Source organism: Halopseudomonas pertucinogena, from assembly GCF_014646575.1.
Taxonomy (GTDB): Bacteria; Pseudomonadota; Gammaproteobacteria; order Pseudomonadales; family Pseudomonadaceae; genus Halopseudomonas; species Halopseudomonas pertucinogena.
On record NZ_BMNN01000001.1, the window covers coordinates 233,706 to 249,198 of the forward strand.

Here is a 15,493-nt window from a genome sequence, read left to right on the forward strand (position 1 = left end):
GTGCCATCTGCCTGCTGACCCTGCCGCTGGGTGTGGCGGCCGCACCATCGGCCGGTGATCCAGAACAGGGCAAGGCCGCAGCGGCGGTCTGCGCCAGCTGCCACCAGGTGGACGGCAGCGGCCAGAACAATCCCAACGGCGAATCCTGGCCCCGATTGGCCGGGCTGGATGCCGGTTACATCGCGCGGCAGTTGCAGGCCTACAAGGCCGGCACGCGGCAGAACCCCAGCATGCAGGCCTTTGCCCAGATGCTTGATGATCAGCAGATCGCCGATGTGTCTGCCTGGTTCGCCAGCCTCCCGGCGACCGCTGGCCAGTCGGCTGCGGCGCAGGGCCATTCGGAGGAATTGCTCAAGCGCGGCGAGCAACTGGCCACCGAAGGTGACTGGAGCAAATATATTGTGCCCTGCTCGAGCTGCCATGGTCCGGATAACCTGGGTGCCGGCACCGTATTCCCCGCGATCGCCGGCCAGCACTTCGGCTACATCCGCGATCAGCTGCTCGCCTGGCAGCAGGGGTCCCGCAAGAACGACCCGCAGCGCCTGATGGCCACCATCGCCGAGCGCATGAGCAGTGACGACATCAACGCCGTTGCCGCCTGGCTTTCCTCCCAGCCGGCCACCGCCGAACAGTAAGGGGCGAGCAGTATGACTATTTTCAATTCCTGGATGCCCCGGCTGCGGACCGGCCTGCTGGTCGCCCTGGGATCCCTGTTGGCTGCGCCTCTGGCCCAGGCCCAGACCGAACTGTCCGAGGAAAGCCTGGCGGTCCTGGCCAGCATGGCACCCGGTGCACCGGCGCCCACCGCCGACAGTTTTGTTCATATTCCGCCGACCATGGAGGATCTGGAGGCGTCGTCGCTGCATCCGGAACTCAAGCGGGTGATCCGCCGTGGGTACGACATCTTTACCAACACCCAACAGTTTCGCGACGAGTATGTCTTCAATGACATGAATTGCAGCAGTTGCCACCTGGGGGCGGGGCGGTTGCCGTTCTCCGGGCCGATCTGGCCGGCGGCGGTTACCCTGCCGGACTACCGACCGAAGAACGATCACGTCAACAATCTGGAAGAGCGCATCGCCGGCTGCTTCACCTACTCCATGAACGGCAAGCCGCCGGCCTACGGCAGTGATGACATGATCGCGCTGGCAACCTACCACCAGTGGCTGGCCAGTGGCGTGCCCATGTATCCAACCGGCAAGCTGTATGGGCGTGGCTTCCCTCGGCTCGACGAGCCTGCCGAAAAGCCCGACTACGAGCGCGGCAAGGAGACCTATGCAGCTCAGTGCTCGATCTGCCATGGTGATGAGGGGGCGGGTCTGAGCGTCCGTGGCGAGGTGGTGTTTCCGCCGGTATGGGGCGACAACTCCTACAACTGGGGAGCGGGCATCAGTCGGGTATTTACTCTGGCCTCCTTCATCAAGCACAACATGCCGCTGGGCCAGCCCAATAGCCTGACCGACCAGCAGGCCTGGGATCTCGCGCAATTCATCGATTCACAGGAGCGGCCGCAGGACCCGCGCTACACGGGCGACGTGAAGGAAACCCTGGAGCTGTACCGCGACACCTTCCACAAGCACACCATGTACGGCCAGGAAGTGAATGGCCGGGTGCTGGGCGACCACGATAACGTGGGCCGCAAGGATTTCCTCAAGCCCGACGTGCTGCGCGATCGCACCTACGATTGACCTCCCTCCGCGAAGCGGGACGGCTACCGTCCCGCTTCGTTTCCCGTCTGGCCGCCGTCACGCCTTCAGTTTCGCTTAATCGAGCAGGTGCAATATTGCCCGAAAGCCTCGTCTGAAGGAGTCGACATTGTCGTTCGGTTATCAACACGCCCTGGCGCTTGTCCTGCTGTTGCTGCATGCCACCGGCAGTGCCGCCAGCAGCGGCCTGTTCACCTGGGGACAGCAGCCCGATCTGCTGGAGGCCGCAGAGGTTTTTACCCTGGCAGAGGTCGAGCAGCAGGGCGAGCGGTATGCGGCCAAGGGGCAAGTCAGCGAGGGTTATTACGTCTACCGCCACTCTCTGAAACTGGTTGACGACCAGGGTGAGCCGGTCGAATTGGCGCTGAGCGAGGGCGCAGCCCAGCATGACGAGTTCTTCGGTGACACCGAAATCTACACCGGTGACATGCTGGAGCTGGGCTTCCCGGCAGATACATCGGGCCCGCTGACGCTGCACTGGCAGGGCTGTGCGGAAGTCGGCTTCTGTTATCCGCCGGAGACGCTGCAGGTGGATGTAGCTGCAGCGGGCACAGCGCCGGCCGCACCCGCAGCCGCCGTAACCAGCTCCCCGGCCGTGGATGATGCGTCGTCGAGTGCCGTGATGGGTGAGGATCAGCAGGCGGCGCAGCGCCTGGCCACCCTGGGGCCGGTAGCGGGTACGCTGCTGTTCTTCGGCTTCGGTCTGCTGCTGGCCTTCACGCCCTGCACCTTGCCGATGATTCCCATTGTCTCCAGCATGGTGGTCGGCAGCCAGGCCAGGCCCGGCCGGGCCTTCATGCTGTCGCTCTGCTATGTGGTGGCGATGGCGGTGACCTATGCGGCAGTCGGGGTAGCGGCGGGGCTGGCCGGTGCCAACCTGCAGGCGACCCTGCAATCGCCCTGGCTGTTGGGCGCCTTCGCCGCCCTGTTCGTGGTGCTGGCCAGCGCGCTGTTTGGCGTGTTCACCCTGCGGCTGCCATCGGCCCTGGTGAATCGGGTCGAGTCGGCAGGGCGCGGGCAGGCGGGTGGCAGCCTGGTCGGCGCCACCGCCCTGGGCTTTCTGTCCGCTTTGCTGGTGGGCCCCTGCATGACCGCGCCGCTGGCCGGTGCGCTGCTGTACATCGGGCAGACCGGTAGCGCCGTCTATGGTGGCCTGGCCCTGTTTGCTCTGGGTCTGGGCATGGGGCTGCCGCTGCTGGCGATCGCGACCTTCGGCGCGCGCATCCTGCCCAAGCCCGGTGCCTGGATGGAGCGGGTGAATATCGCCTTTGGCTACCTCATGGTCGGCATGGCCGTGATGATGCTGGACCGGTTCCTGCACGGCACCCTGAGCCTGCTGCTCTGGGGCGCCTGGATATTGTCGATTGCTATTGGTTTGCTCGCTTGGGCCCAGGCGGTGGTGGCCAGGCCGCGCCTGAAGTGGGCACTGCGTACGGGCGCAAGCTTCGTCGGGCTGTGGTCAATATTGATGTTGCTGGGCGCGGCGTCCGGCGGCAGCTCGGTATTGCAGCCGCTGACCCACCTGGGCGGCGGCGGTTCGGCGCCGGCGTCCGCCCCGTCTGTGCCGGACTATGTGCAGGCCAAGTCGGTGGAGGATGTGGACGCCCGCCTGGCTGAAGCCGCCGCGCGGGGAGAGTGGACACTGATCGATTTCTACGCCGACTGGTGTGTCAGCTGCCACGTGATCGAGCGCAATGTTTTCGGTGATCCGGTGGTGGCGGAGCGCCTGGCGCGCATGCAGATAGTACGGCCGGATGTCACCAAGAACGATGCGGTGGACCAGGCGCTGCTAAGGCACTGGGGCGTGCTGGGGCCGCCCACGCTGATCCTGGTCGGCCCGGATGGCACCGAGCGCCGTGATCTGCGGATGGTCGGCGAAATCAATGCGAGCGAATTTCTCAACCGTCTGAATGCAGCAGGTACCCCATGATGAGTATTGGTCCGTTCTCCATCAAAGTCGTCGGCGTTGGTGCCGCCATCCTGCTCGCCTGGCTGGTGACCCGTGCGGTTGCCAGGCGGATGGGCGACGATGTTTCTCCCAAACTGGCCGGCGCTGTGCTGTTCGATGCGGTGTTCTGGGGGTTGATAGCCGCGAGGCTCGGGTATGTCGCCTTCTGGTGGGAGGATTATTTCGCCAAACCCATGTCGATAATCGCCATCGGCGATGGCGGCTTTACCTGGTGGGTAGGTGTGCTGTTCGCGCTGGCGTTTATCGGCTGGCGAGCCCGGAACATGCGCATGCTGCGGCGGGCGGCGCTGGCGGGTGTGCTGACCGGGGTCGCGGCCTGGTTCCTCACTGGCAGGGTGGTGGGCCTGCTGCATCATTCGCCGCCCATGCCGGACCTGCAGCTGGCCACCCTGGAGGAGGAGCCCGTGTCGCTGCTGAGCTACCAGGGCCGCCCGACCGTGGTCAATCTCTGGGCCACCTGGTGCCCGCCGTGCCGCCGGGAAATGCCCGTCTTCGAGCAGGCGCAATCCGAGTTCCCGGACGTGAACATCGTCATGGTCAACCAGGGCGAAAGCGCCGAGCAGGCGCAGGCCTTCCTGACAGGTCAGGGCCTGACGCTGAGCAACGTGCTGCTGGATCCCTTTTCCCGCGCCATGAACGCGACCGGCGCGCGCGCGCTGCCGACCACCCTGTTCTTCGATGCCGAAGGTGAACTGGTGAATTCGCACATGGGCGAGCTCACCATGGCCAGCTTCAAGAGCAACATGGCCCGCCATTTCTCACAATCTGCCCAACCCCTTTCCGACGAGGAATAATCATGTTTTCCAGATCCATGTTCCAACCGCGTTCCGGCATGTCCTTCGGCATGGCCGCGGCTTTGTTATCGGCAGTAACCGGCGTGTACGCACAAGGGGCGGCGCAGCCGCAGGTGCTGAAGGCACTGGAAGCCCAGGGGCTGACCGTTGTCGAGGAGTTCGACGTCGGCAGCGAGCTGCGGGCTTTCGCCGGCGTCGCCGGTGATCAGCCCATCGCGGTCTATGTCACCAGCGACGGCAGCGCAGTTGTGGGTACCCGACTGGATGCCAGCGGAGCACCGATGGATTCTGCGACACTCCAGGAACTGGTGGCCAAGCCGATGAGCGACAAGACCTGGGCCGCGCTGGAAAACGCCACCTGGGTGTTGGACGGCGACGCGGATGCACCGCGCGTGATCTATACCTTCAGTGACGCCAACTGCCCCTTCTGCCATCGCTTCTGGGAAGCGGCCCGCCCCTGGGTGGATTCCGGCAAGGTGCAATTGCGTCATCTGTTTGTGGGGGTCATCAAAGCCGATAGCCCGGCCAAGGCGGCGGCCATCCTCGAGGCGGATGATCCGTCAGCGGCGTTGCTGGAAAACGAGAAGAATTTCGCCAGAGGTGGTATCAAACCGGCCAGCAGCATTTCCAGCAGGGCCCAGAGAATCCTGGATGAGAATCAGCAGCTGATGCAGACCATGGGCTTTCGCGGCACGCCAGGCATAGTGGTGCGCGAAGGTGATGGTCTGATCAGGAAGTTCAACGGCATGCCTCGCCCGGAACAGATGGCCGAGGTGATGGGCGAGGGCTGAGGATCCGGGGTCTGTGCTGCTGGGATGAACCCGGGCCGGTACCCGCCGGCCCGGGTTCATCATTCATGACTCACTTATTCCAGGGCATTTTCATCAATAGCCGGGCCAGCCCGCAGAATCCGGATACGCCTGCAAACACAAGCCCTGCACCGACCAGGCCGGCGAGCAGGAGAAACCCGGGCGAAACCGTCGCGCCCAACACTGTCCCCAATACCACCATTGAGCCGGCAACGATCTGTACTTGCCGCTGCAGTTCCAGCGGCTGCGAGGCGTCGCGGGTAACGGGCAGTCCGGCTTGCTTCCAGGCATCCAGGCCACCTTCGAGCAGGTAACTTTCTCCCGGTACGCATGCTTTCAGTATCTCTGCGTTCATCTGGGTACGGTGGCCGGAGCGGCAATGAAACACCACTGCTGTCTCGCCGCTCAGTTGGGTGGTATCCGCCTTCAACTGGTCCAGAGGAATATGCCGGGCCTCCCTGATGTGTTCACGGGCATACTCGTCCGCCGAGCGGATATCCACAAGTATGGCGCCTTGACTCAGGTGCTGATGGACGGCGTGGGGGGCGAGGGTTTTCATGGGCATGGGGCGACACCTGGTTTGCACACGGGGTGTGTTTTTTATCTGGGGGCGAGCGCTTACAGGTCAGTAGCCTCGGTTGCCGGCACCGCCTTCACGTCAGGCTCCTGCTGACAGTACAGTCGATACAGCACCTGCATGACTTCCATCGCCTGCTCACTGACGATGCTGTAATAAACCTGTTTACCTTCACGCCGGGTGGCCACCAGGCCGGCATGGCGCAGCACGGTGAGCTGTTGCGAGAGGGTCGGCTGCGTTATCCCTGTCGCGTTCGCGAGATCGCTGACACAGTACTCGCCCTGGGCCAGCTGACACAGCAGCAACAAGCGGTCGGGGTTGGCCAATACCTTCAGCAAGCCACAGGCTTCGGCGGCGCTTTGGCGAAGGGTATCGATGTCGATTTCTGTCATTGCAGAGACCTGTGCAACGGGAAGATGGATTTGACAATACATTTTATCTATATATATTTCAATAAAATGTTTGCCGGACGTTATCGCTGACCCGCCATACCGATGGTCACTTCGCTTATCTGCTGGGAGATCGTCACTTTCGTCGCTATTGCGAGCAGATTGAACTGAGTCCCCAGGGGTGAGGCGCAGCGCCCGCTTGAAAAAATCCTTATGATGTTGGGCCAGTCTGCTTGAGGTTCGCATGAACACGCCCGTTCCCAGTCCGCCCACCGAGAATGATCTGCGCGCCATCACGCACTATCTGGAAGTCCTCTGGCTTGAGCGGGGCCTGGCCAGACAGACTCTGCAATCCTATCGCACCGATCTGACCCTGCTGGCTGGTTGGCTGGCCGGGCGCGGTGGGTTGTATGCGGCAGGGCGGGGGGAGCTGATGGAGCATCTGGCCTGGCGGATGCGGGCCGGCTATTCGGCGCGCTCCACCGCGCGGCTGTTGTCCTGCCTGCGCGGCTTCTACCGCCATGCCCTGCGTGAGGGCCTGATCGGCGAGGATCCGACGCTGGATATCGCCATGCCGCAGCTGGGCCGCCCCCTGCCGGATACCCTCAGCGAAGCGGATGTGGAGGCGCTGCTGGCGGCGCCGGATGTCGAGGACAGCCTGGGGCTGCGCGATCGCTGCATGCTGGAGGTGCTTTATGCCTGCGGCCTGCGGGTCAGCGAGCTGGTGGGGCTGCGGGTGGATCAGCTGAACCCGCGTCAGGGCGTGCTGCGGGTGACCGGCAAGGGCAACAAGGAGCGGCTGGTGCCGCTGGGAGAGGAGGCGCTGGCGTGGATAATGCGTTATTGCGCCGAGGCAAGGCCGGTGCTGCTCAGGGGGCAACCCAGCGATGTGTTGTTTCCCAGCCAGCAGGCCAGGCAGATGACCCGCCAGACCTTCTGGCACCGGATCAAGCTGCATGCCAGCCAGGCCGGCATCCGCAGTCCGCTGTCTCCGCATACACTGCGTCATGCTTTTGCCACCCATCTGCTCAATCACGGGGCCGACCTGCGGGTAGTGCAGATGCTGCTCGGACACAGTGATCTGTCCACCACGCAGATCTACACGCATGTGGCGCGGCATCGCCTGCGCGAGCTCCATGCCAGTCATCACCCCCGTGGGTAAGATTCGGGTTTCATGGTAAGCTTTCCCGTCTTTCTGCGTCTGTAAAGGATCGAACATGCGACTCAAACATCTGGTTGCCGGACTGTTTGCCCTCTGTGCTGTGCCCGCGATGGGCGATGTCCAGCAGAATATTCGCCAGAGCCTGGAAGTGCTGAAGTTTCCGGTTCCGGTTTCCAGTGTCTCCGAGTCGCCAATCGGCGGTCTTTACCAGATCCAGTTGGAAAACGGCCGGGTGCTCTACGGCACCGCCGACGGGGAGTACCTCGTTCAGGGCGTCATGATTGCGGTGAACGGCGGGCAGCTGCGCAACCTGACCGCCGAAGTGGAAGCCAAGGCGATCGGCGAGGTGATCAGCGAGATCCCGCTCTCCGAGCTGGTGGTGTTTGCCCCCGAAGAGCCGAAGACGCACGTCACGGTATTCACCGACGTGGACTGCGGCTTCTGCCGCAAGCTGCACGAGGAAGTCGGCCAGCTGAACGATCTGGGCATCGAGGTACGCTATGCGGCGTTCCCCCGTGGCGGCATGCAGAGTCCTACCGCCGCCACCATGAAGTCGATCTGGTGCGCCGACGATCAGCAGAGCGCCATGACCCGAGCCAAACAGGGCAAGGCGGTGAAGCCGGCCAGCTGCGATGATCCGGTCGAGCAGCAGCTCAACCTGGGCGCCCAGGTGGGCGTGCAGGGCACGCCGGCCATCTTCCTGGCCAACGGCACGCTGATTCCGGGCTACAAGCCGGCCGCGGAGCTGGCGAAAGAGGCACTGGCCAATCAATAGACAGCCATCCAAGATGCGCTGAAGCAATCCAAAACAGATAAATACGTGGGGTTCCTGGTTTGAAACCGGTCAAAGTGGGTATATGTGGTCTGGGCACCGTAGGCGGTGGCACCTTCAATGTTCTGCAACGCAACGCCGAGGAGATTGCCCGTCGGGCAGGCCGGGCGATCGAGGTGACCCATATTGCTACCCGCGCGCCGAACCCCGCCTGCGACGTGGGCGACAGCGTCCAGGTATGTGACGATGCGCTGGCGCTGGCAAGCAACCCGGACATCGACATCATCGTCGAGCTGATCGGTGGTTATGACATGGCGCTGAAGATCGTCATGGAAGCCATTGCCAACGGCAAGCACGTGGTCACCGCCAACAAGGCACTGATCGCCGTGCACGGCAACGAGATCTTCGCCGCTGCCCGGGAGAAGGGCGTGATGGTCGCCTACGAGGCCTCCGTGGCCGGTGGCATCCCGATCATCAAGGCGCTGCGCGAAGGGCTGGCGGCCAACCGCGTCCAGTGGGTGGCGGGCATCATCAACGGCACCGGCAACTTCATCCTCACCGAGATGCGCGACAAGGGCCGTACCTTCGACGACGTGCTGGCCGAGGCCCAGGCGCTGGGTTATGCCGAAGCCGATCCGACCTTTGACGTGGAAGGCATCGATGCCGCGCACAAGCTGACCATCCTGGCGTCCATCGCCTTCGGCATTCCGCTGCAGTTCGACAAGGCCTATACCGAGGGCATCACCAAGCTGACCACCGCTGACGTGAACTACGCCGAGGCCTTCGGCTATCGCATCAAGCACCTGGGTATCGCCCGCCGCACCGAACAGGGTGTCGAGCTGCGCGTGCACCCGACGCTGATCCCCGAGGACCGGCTGCTGGCCAATGTGCATGGGGTGATGAATGCGGTCATGGTCAACGGCGATGCCGTGGGCTCGACCCTGTACTATGGCGCCGGCGCCGGCGCCGAGCCGACCGCTTCGGCAGTAGTGGCGGACATCATCGATGTGGCCCGGGCGGTATCCTGTGACCCCGACACCCGCGTGCCGCACCTGGCGTTCCGCTCCGAGGCGCTGTCCGACCTGCCGGTGCTGCCGGTTGGTGAAGTGGAAACCGCTTACTATCTGCGCCTGCATGCCCAGGATCGTCCCGGTGTACTGGCCCGGGTGGCGAGCATCCTGTCCGAGCGCGGCATCAACATCGAGTCGATCATGCAGAAAGACGTGGAAGAGCAGGATGGTCTGGTGCCGATCATCATTCTTACCCACCGCGTGCGCGAGCAGCGCATGAACGACGCCATCGCTGCGATGGAAGCCCTGGACGAGGTCAGCAGCCCGCTGATGCGAATCCGCGTTGAGCAACTGAACTGATCGAAGGTTAGACACCATGCGCTATATCAGCACTCGCGGCCAGGCCCCGGCCCTGAATTTTGAAGACGTACTGCTGGCCGGTCTGGCCTCCGATGGCGGACTCTATGTCCCGGAGAACCTGCCGCGTTTCACAGTGGAAGAAATTGCTTCCTGGAATGGCCTCCCGTACCACGAACTGGCATTCCGCGTGATGCGCCCCTTTGTCGGCGACAGCATCAGCGACGCCGATTTCAAGGCCATCCTTGAGGATACCTACGCCGGTTTTGCCCACAGCGCGGTGGCGCCACTGCGCCAGCTGGACAGCAATGAGTGGGTGATGGAGCTGTTCCACGGTCCGACCCTGGCGTTCAAGGACTTCGCCCTGCAGCTGCTGGGACGTCTGCTGGATCACTTCCTGACCAAGCGTGGCGAGCGTGCGGTAATCATCGGTGCCACCTCCGGTGACACCGGCTCGGCGGCCATCGAAGGCTGCCGCCGCTGCGAGAACGTGGACATCTTCATTCTGCACCCGCACCAGCGGGTCTCCGACGTCCAGCGCCGGCAGATGACCACCATCCTCGGCGAGAACATCCACAACATCGCCATCGAGGGCAACTTCGATGACTGTCAGGAGATGGTCAAGGCCAGCTTTGCTGACCAGGGCTTTCTCAAGGGCACCCGGCTGGTCGCGGTCAACTCGATCAACTGGGCGCGGATCATGGCGCAGATTGTCTACTACTTCCACGCTGCGCTGCAGCTGGGCGGACCGCTGCGCTCGATGGCTTTCTCGGTGCCGACCGGCAACTTCGGCGACATCTTCGCCGGCTACCTGGCGCGCAACATGGGCCTGCCGATCAGCCAGCTGGTCGTGGCGACCAACCGCAACGACATCCTGCACCGCTTCATGAGCGGCAACCAGTACGACAAGGACACGCTGCATCCGTCCCTGTCGCCGTCGATGGATATCATGGTGTCGTCCAACTTCGAGCGCCTGTTGTTCGACCTGCACGGTCGCAACGGTGCGCTGGTCAAGCAGCTGATGGACGACTTCCGGCAGAACGGCAAGCTATCGGTGGAGCAGGAGCGCTGGACCGAAGCGCGCCGCCTGTTCGACTCGCTGGCGGTGGATGACGAGGCGACCTGCGCAACCATCGCCGAGGTCTATGCACAGTGTGGCGAGATTCTCGACCCGCATACCGCCATCGGCGTACGTGCGGCCCGTGAATGCCGTCGCAGCATGAGCACGCCGATGATCACCCTGGGCACCGCCCACCCGGTGAAATTCCCCGACGCGGTGCGCAAGGCCGGCGTTCAGGAGCCCCAGTTGCCGCCGCATCTGGCTGACCTGTTCGAGCGCGAGGAGCGCTGCACCGTGCTGCCGAACAGCCTGAAGGATATCCAGCAATTCGTTTCCGCCCACGGTAATCGCGGCAAGCCGCTGTAAGGTACTCAACGTTCCCGGGGCGCGGCCTGCTGCGTCGAGGAGTGGCGTCGTTGCCGGGGTTCCGGGAGGGCCGAGTTCCATCTCGGCCAATCGCAGTTTCCGGCGCGCTCGCTGGTCGAGGTGGAACTCGACCTTCCCAGGGGGGGGGCCGAGTTCCATCTCGGCCATACGGGGTTTCTGCCGCGCTCGCTGGTCGAGGTGGAACTCGACCTTCCCAAGGGGGCGCTGCATCAGCTTGACCCCGTCGCTTCCCCATTTTCATTGCACGAACCGGCAAATCCTGTTGTCCGAGTCTGTAGCCCCGCTTCCCGGGGCGGCTGACACTCGCGAGATGACAGGAGTTGACTCCGCATGCTGTGGTTCCTGACGTTGCATATCATTGCGCTGATCTTCTGGGCGGCGGCGCTGCTGTACATGCCGGCGCTGATCGCTGCCCGTGCTGCGCACTTTCTGCCGGTGCAGGAGCCGGTGAATCCGCATGAGTCCATTGAGCGCTTCGTTTTCACCCGCATTGCGACACCGGCCGCGCTGGCGGCGATCATGGCAGGCACCGCGGTGTTTGTGCTGGACCGCACGCTGGATGTCTGGCTCATCATCAAGCTCAGTCTCGTGGCGGCGCTCTCGGTATGCCACGTGGGGGTGGGCTGGCTGATATTGCGGGTGGAGCGGGGCGGCACACCGTTGGTGCCGCTGTGCGTCGCCCTCGCGCTGGCCAGTATCCTGCTGTTCGGTCTGATCCTCTGGCTGGTGTTGGCCAAGCCGTCTGCGGAGGTGTGGGGATGAGGCCGCGTAGATCAGTGGGGGTCGGTGGGCTCGGGCGCTTCCTCGTAATCAACACCGACGGCATGGTCATACACCAGTTGGCCGCCGAACAGGCTGGTCAGGGCGATCATCCCGCCACAGCCCAGCGACAGGTAGAGACCCCAGGGAGCGATGACGCTGTCCACCGCATCGATACGCAGCAACCAGTTCAGCGTCGCCAGCGACAGCAGCATCACCGCCAGAATCGCGTGGCACCAGGCGGTGACCAGACGGCGGATCCCGCTGACCAGAAGCAGATCCAGCAGCCCGACCATGCCGGATACCCAGCCGCCGACCACTCCCACGCCCACCAGCCAGATGCTGGCCCGGGCCCAGAAATAGTCACCGGTGAGAATGTACGCCAGATCGGTGCCGATCAGCCCGATCAGGGCCGCCACCGGAAAGTGGATGAGCATGGGGTGAATGGGGTGTCCGCCTATGGACATCTTGCTGGAGATGGATTCGGACATGCGCTGCAGTCTCCTGATGATCGGGGAATCCGGGCCAGGGCCGGCCCGCTAACCCGTTGGACTGCCGCTTGCAGCGTCCTGTTCCTTGCAGGTTGCGGCGGTCCCTACTCGGCACTCAGTCCCGCTGGCCCCTCCGCCGCCGACGCTGCCGCACTCTGGTGGGGCATGTCGAGCTTTGCCGTGCTGGTACTGGTGGTGGTAGTGGCGCTGTGGTTGTACGCGCTGCGCCGCAGGCCGCGTGAGATCGATGAACGGCAGGCCAGGCGTATTCATCATCGCTGGATCATCGGCGGTGGGCTGATCCTGCCGATCACCAGCATGGGGGTGCTGCTGGCCTTCGGTATCCCGATCGGTCACCGCATGCTGCCACTGCCGATCGGCCAGGAGGCCCTGCGTATCGAGGTCACCGGGCATCAGTGGTGGTGGCAGGTGAGGTATCCCGAGCAGGGTATCGAGCTGCGTGACGAGCTGCACATTCCCGCTGGCCAGCCGGTGGACCTGCACCTGACCAGTAACGACGTGATCCATTCGTTCTGGGTGCCGCGGCTGGCGGGCAAGCTCGACATGCTGCCGGGGCGCACCAATGTACTGCGGCTGCAGGCCGACGAGCCCGGCACCTACCACGGCCAGTGCGCCGAATTCTGCGGGGTGGGTCACGCGCACATGAAGTTCACCGTTCACGCCCATGCCGCCGAGGATTTTGCGGCATGGCAGGAGGGGCTCGGCAACGATGAGTGAGCACAACGCAGCGACTGAACAACAGCGGGCCGCGCGCCTGCACAGGGAGTACGACCGGGTCTGGGGCAACTGGCCGGGCTGGGGCCAGCTGGCGGCGGTCAACCATACGTCGGTGGGGCTGCGCTTCATCGTCACCGGCCTGTTCTTCTTTCTTGTCGGCGGCGTGCTGGCGATGCTCATGCGCACCCAGCTGGCACTGCCGGAACAGGACATCGTCGGGCCGGAGCTGTACAACCAGCTGTTCACCATGCACGGCACCCTGATGATGTTCCTGTTCGCCATTCCGGTACTGGAAGGGGTGGCGATGTATCTGATCCCGAAGATGGTCGGCGCCCGGGATCTGCCGTTCCCCCGATTGGGGGCCATGGGTTATTTCTGCTACCTGTTCGGCGGCCTGATCATCCTCTCCAGCATGCTGTTTGCAATTGCGCCGGATTCCGGCTGGTTCATGTACACGCCGCTGAGCAGCAGCACCTTCTCACCGGGGCCGGGATCGGATTTCTGGCTGCTGGGCATCACCTTCGTCGAGATCTCCTCGGTAAGTGGTGCCATCGAGCTGGTGGTCTCGATCCTGCGCACCCGCAGCAACGGCATGAGCCTGCGGCGGATGCCGATCTTCTGCTGGTACATCCTGGTGATGGCCCTGATGATCATCGTCGGCTTCCCCCCGCTGATCCTGGCCAGCGTGCTGCTGGAGCTCGAGCGGGCCGCCGGGTTTGTCTTCTTCGAAGTGGCCGGTGGCGGCGACCCGCTGCTCTGGCAGCACCTGTTCTGGCTGTTCGGCCATCCGGAGGTGTACATCATCTTCCTGCCGGCGGCCGGGATCGTCTCGACGCTGCTTCCGGTGTTCGCCCAGCGGCCCATTGTCGGCTACCGCTGGCTGGTACTGGCGGTGATCACCATGGGCTTCATCAGTTTCGGGCTGTGGGTCCATCACATGTTCACCGTCGGCATTCCCCAGTTGGCCCAGGCATTCTTTTCGCTGGCCAGCATGCTGGTGGCGATCCCCACCGCCATCCAGATCTTCGCCTGGCTGGCAACGCTGTGGACCGGCAGGGTGGTCTGGAGTCTGCCGATGCTGTGGATCATCGGCTTTCTGGTCATCTTCGTCGCCGGAGGCCTGACCGGGGTGATGCTGGCGCTGGTGCCCTTCAACTGGCAGGTTCACGATACCCACTTCGTTGTCGCGCACATGCACTATGTGCTGGTGGGCGGCATGCTGTTTCCGTTGATCGCCGGGCTGTACTACTGGCTGCCGCACGTGTCCGGAAGAATGCCTTCCGAGCTGCTCGGTCGCTGGGCGTTCTGGCTGATATTCATCGGCTTCAACATGACCTTCCTGCTCATGCATGTCACCGGCCTGCTGGGCATGCCACGGCGGATCTACACCTACCAGGCGGGTCTGGGATGGGACTGGCTCAATCTGCTGTCCTCCATCGGCGGCTTCGTCATGGCCTTCGGCGTCGGCATGCTGATCGTCGATCTGCTGCTGCATTTCCGCTTCGGCCGACAGGCGCCGCGCAACCCCTGGAACGCCGACACCCTGGAGTGGGCGGTGGCCATGCCGGTGTCCACCTACAACTTCATCAGCCTGCCGCATCTGGAAAGCCGCCACCCGCTGTGGGATGACCGGCGCCTGCCCGATAAGCTGGAGGTCGGCAAGGGCGGACTGGTGGAGATTCAGGCCGACCGCCGGGTCACCTGGGGATCGGATGTGGTGACCGGCGAGGTGCGGGAAATCATTCATGTGCCGTCCAGCTCATGGATCCCGCTGCAGACCGGCGTGCTGCTGGCAATGGTCTGTCTGGGGTTGCTCACCAAGTTCTACTGGATCGCGCTGGGTGCGGCGCTGGTCGGGCTGGCGGTGGTGCTGCGCTGGAGCTGGCACAACGGTGCGCATCCCCACGCCGCACCGCTGCGCGATGACGATCCGCAGGGACCGATGCTGCATTCGCGCACCTGCGATGGGCCGGGCCTGTGGGGGATGTGGTCGACCCTGCTGGCCAATGGTTCGCTGTTCGCCAGCCTGTTGTTCGGCTGGTTTTACTTCTGGACCGTCTCGCCGCAGTGGCAGGCTCCGGTACAGGGGCCACTGCCGGCCCTGCCCATGCTGCTCGCCGGATTTTTGCTCACTGCCTCTGCCCTGCTTTATCGGCGGCTGGTCCGGCGCCTGTGCAAGGGGCAGACGAAGGGCCTGACGCCGGGACTCTGGCTCAGCGCGCTGTTCGGTCTAGCTCATGTACTGCTGGTGCTGTGGCTGCTGATGGATGCCGACCTGCAGCCTCGGACCCTGGCCCATGACGCGGTGTTGGCGGTCATGCTCGGCTATCTGCTGTTCCATTCAGCAATGGCGACCCTGTTGACCGTGATGCAGGCCCTGCGCGTGAGGTTGGGTTATGTCAGCGAGCACCTGCCCTACGAGCCGGTGGTGCTTCGGCCCTGGTGGACCTTCACGCTGGCGGTGTTCTGGATCTCTTTCGCCGGCTTCATCCTGTTGCCGCTGGCCTGGTAAG

At 63.9% G+C, this 15,493-nt stretch carries 15 protein-coding genes; 12 read left to right on the top strand and 3 right to left on the bottom strand.

Annotated features, from left to right (window positions below; genetic code table 11):
• Positions 1-32 precede the first annotated feature (32 nt).
• The 5 genes from IEW63_RS01165 (at position 33) to dsbG (ending at position 5,260) form a co-directional block, all read left to right on the top strand.
• Positions 33-635, top strand: coding sequence for a c-type cytochrome (locus IEW63_RS01165; protein WP_229710251.1), 603 nt, complete (start codon positions 33-35; stop codon positions 633-635).
• A gap of 12 nt (positions 636-647) precedes the next feature.
• Positions 648-1,688: a c-type cytochrome gene (locus IEW63_RS01170; protein ID WP_229710252.1), complete on the top strand. Its 1,041-nt coding sequence runs from the start codon at positions 648-650 to the stop codon at positions 1,686-1,688.
• A gap of 127 nt (positions 1,689-1,815) precedes the next feature.
• A complete protein-coding gene (dsbD, locus tag IEW63_RS01175) occupies positions 1,816-3,636 on the top strand; it encodes a protein-disulfide reductase DsbD (protein ID WP_229710253.1) in 1,821 nt (606 codons plus the stop codon).
• On the top strand, positions 3,633-4,469 hold the full coding sequence (locus IEW63_RS01180) for a TlpA disulfide reductase family protein (RefSeq protein ID WP_188634771.1): 837 nt from the start codon (positions 3,633-3,635) through the stop codon (positions 4,467-4,469). The genes dsbD and IEW63_RS01180 overlap by 4 nt, the downstream gene beginning before the upstream one ends.
• Positions 4,470-4,471: 2 nt before the next feature.
• Positions 4,472-5,260, top strand: coding sequence for a thiol:disulfide interchange protein DsbG (gene dsbG / locus IEW63_RS01185; protein WP_229710255.1), 789 nt, complete (start codon positions 4,472-4,474; stop codon positions 5,258-5,260).
• 70 nt (positions 5,261-5,330) lie between these two features.
• Here the strand turns inward: dsbG and IEW63_RS01190 are convergent, their stop codons facing one another.
• Both IEW63_RS01190 and IEW63_RS01195 read right to left on the bottom strand, forming a co-directional pair.
• The gene (locus tag IEW63_RS01190) at positions 5,331-5,843 is read right to left on the bottom strand and encodes a rhodanese family protein (RefSeq protein WP_188634772.1); all 513 of its coding nucleotides are present in this window, start codon (positions 5,841-5,843) and stop codon (positions 5,331-5,333) included.
• A 53-nt stretch (positions 5,844-5,896) separates the two neighbouring features.
• Complete coding sequence (locus IEW63_RS01195; RefSeq protein ID WP_229710257.1) at positions 5,897-6,247, bottom strand: ArsR/SmtB family transcription factor; 351 nt, start codon at positions 6,245-6,247, stop codon at positions 5,897-5,899.
• 241 nt (positions 6,248-6,488) lie between these two features.
• Here IEW63_RS01195 and xerD point away from each other — a divergent pair, with 241 nt between their 5' ends.
• From xerD to IEW63_RS01220, 5 genes are all read left to right on the top strand, one after another.
• Positions 6,489-7,406 carry a site-specific tyrosine recombinase XerD gene (gene xerD, locus IEW63_RS01200; RefSeq protein ID WP_188634773.1) on the top strand — a complete coding sequence of 306 codons (918 nt, stop codon included), beginning with the start codon at positions 6,489-6,491 and terminating at the stop codon, positions 7,404-7,406.
• A gap of 55 nt (positions 7,407-7,461) precedes the next feature.
• Positions 7,462-8,181: a thioredoxin fold domain-containing protein gene (locus IEW63_RS01205; protein ID WP_188634774.1), complete on the top strand. Its 720-nt coding sequence runs from the start codon at positions 7,462-7,464 to the stop codon at positions 8,179-8,181.
• A gap of 59 nt (positions 8,182-8,240) precedes the next feature.
• Entirely contained in the window at positions 8,241-9,548 is a 1,308-nt protein-coding gene (locus tag IEW63_RS01210) for a homoserine dehydrogenase (protein ID WP_188634775.1), read from the top strand.
• Between the two features lie 16 nt (positions 9,549-9,564).
• Entirely contained in the window at positions 9,565-10,971 is a 1,407-nt protein-coding gene (thrC, locus tag IEW63_RS01215; RefSeq protein WP_188634776.1) for a threonine synthase, read from the top strand.
• A gap of 351 nt (positions 10,972-11,322) precedes the next feature.
• The gene (locus tag IEW63_RS01220) at positions 11,323-11,754 is read left to right on the top strand and encodes a CopD family protein (protein WP_188634777.1); all 432 of its coding nucleotides are present in this window, start codon (positions 11,323-11,325) and stop codon (positions 11,752-11,754) included.
• 11 nt (positions 11,755-11,765) lie between these two features.
• Here IEW63_RS01220 and IEW63_RS14570 read toward each other — a convergent pair whose 3' ends face one another.
• Entirely contained in the window at positions 11,766-12,242 is a 477-nt protein-coding gene (locus IEW63_RS14570) for a DUF2231 domain-containing protein (RefSeq protein WP_229710259.1), read from the bottom strand.
• On the opposite strand from IEW63_RS14570, the gene coxB reads away from it, so the two are divergent.
• Both coxB and ctaD read left to right on the top strand, forming a co-directional pair.
• On the top strand, positions 12,201-12,980 hold the full coding sequence (gene coxB, locus IEW63_RS14575) for a cytochrome c oxidase subunit II (RefSeq protein WP_272872561.1): 780 nt from the start codon (positions 12,201-12,203) through the stop codon (positions 12,978-12,980). The two genes, IEW63_RS14570 and coxB, sit on opposite strands and share 42 nt — an antisense overlap.
• Positions 12,973-15,492, top strand: a complete 2,520-nt coding sequence (gene ctaD, locus IEW63_RS01230; protein WP_188634778.1) for a cytochrome c oxidase subunit I — start codon at positions 12,973-12,975, stop codon at positions 15,490-15,492. Before coxB ends, ctaD begins: the two co-directional genes overlap by 8 nt.
• Position 15,493 lies beyond the last annotated feature (1 nt).

What these genes read in the sequence shown, in the direction of transcription:
- thrC (WP_188634776.1), top strand. Translation starts at nt 9,565, where the DNA reads ATGCGCTATATCAGCACTCGCGGCCAGGCCCCGGCCCTGAATTTTGAA.
- xerD (WP_188634773.1), top strand. Translation starts at nt 6,489, where the DNA reads ATGAACACGCCCGTTCCCAGTCCGCCCACCGAGAATGATCTGCGCGCC.
- ctaD (WP_188634778.1), top strand. Translation starts at nt 12,973, where the DNA reads ATGAGTGAGCACAACGCAGCGACTGAACAACAGCGGGCCGCGCGCCTG.
- IEW63_RS01190 (WP_188634772.1), bottom strand. Translation starts at nt 5,843, where the DNA reads ATGCCCATGAAAACCCTCGCCCCCCACGCCGTCCATCAGCACCTGAGT.
- IEW63_RS01220 (WP_188634777.1), top strand. Translation starts at nt 11,323, where the DNA reads ATGCTGTGGTTCCTGACGTTGCATATCATTGCGCTGATCTTCTGGGCG.
- IEW63_RS01205 (WP_188634774.1), top strand. Translation starts at nt 7,462, where the DNA reads ATGCGACTCAAACATCTGGTTGCCGGACTGTTTGCCCTCTGTGCTGTG.
- IEW63_RS01170 (WP_229710252.1), top strand. Translation starts at nt 648, where the DNA reads ATGACTATTTTCAATTCCTGGATGCCCCGGCTGCGGACCGGCCTGCTG.
- IEW63_RS01195 (WP_229710257.1), bottom strand. Translation starts at nt 6,247, where the DNA reads ATGACAGAAATCGACATCGATACCCTTCGCCAAAGCGCCGCCGAAGCC.
- IEW63_RS01180 (WP_188634771.1), top strand. Translation starts at nt 3,633, where the DNA reads ATGATGAGTATTGGTCCGTTCTCCATCAAAGTCGTCGGCGTTGGTGCC.
- IEW63_RS14570 (WP_229710259.1), bottom strand. Translation starts at nt 12,242, where the DNA reads ATGTCCGAATCCATCTCCAGCAAGATGTCCATAGGCGGACACCCCATT.
- dsbG (WP_229710255.1), top strand. Translation starts at nt 4,472, where the DNA reads ATGTTTTCCAGATCCATGTTCCAACCGCGTTCCGGCATGTCCTTCGGC.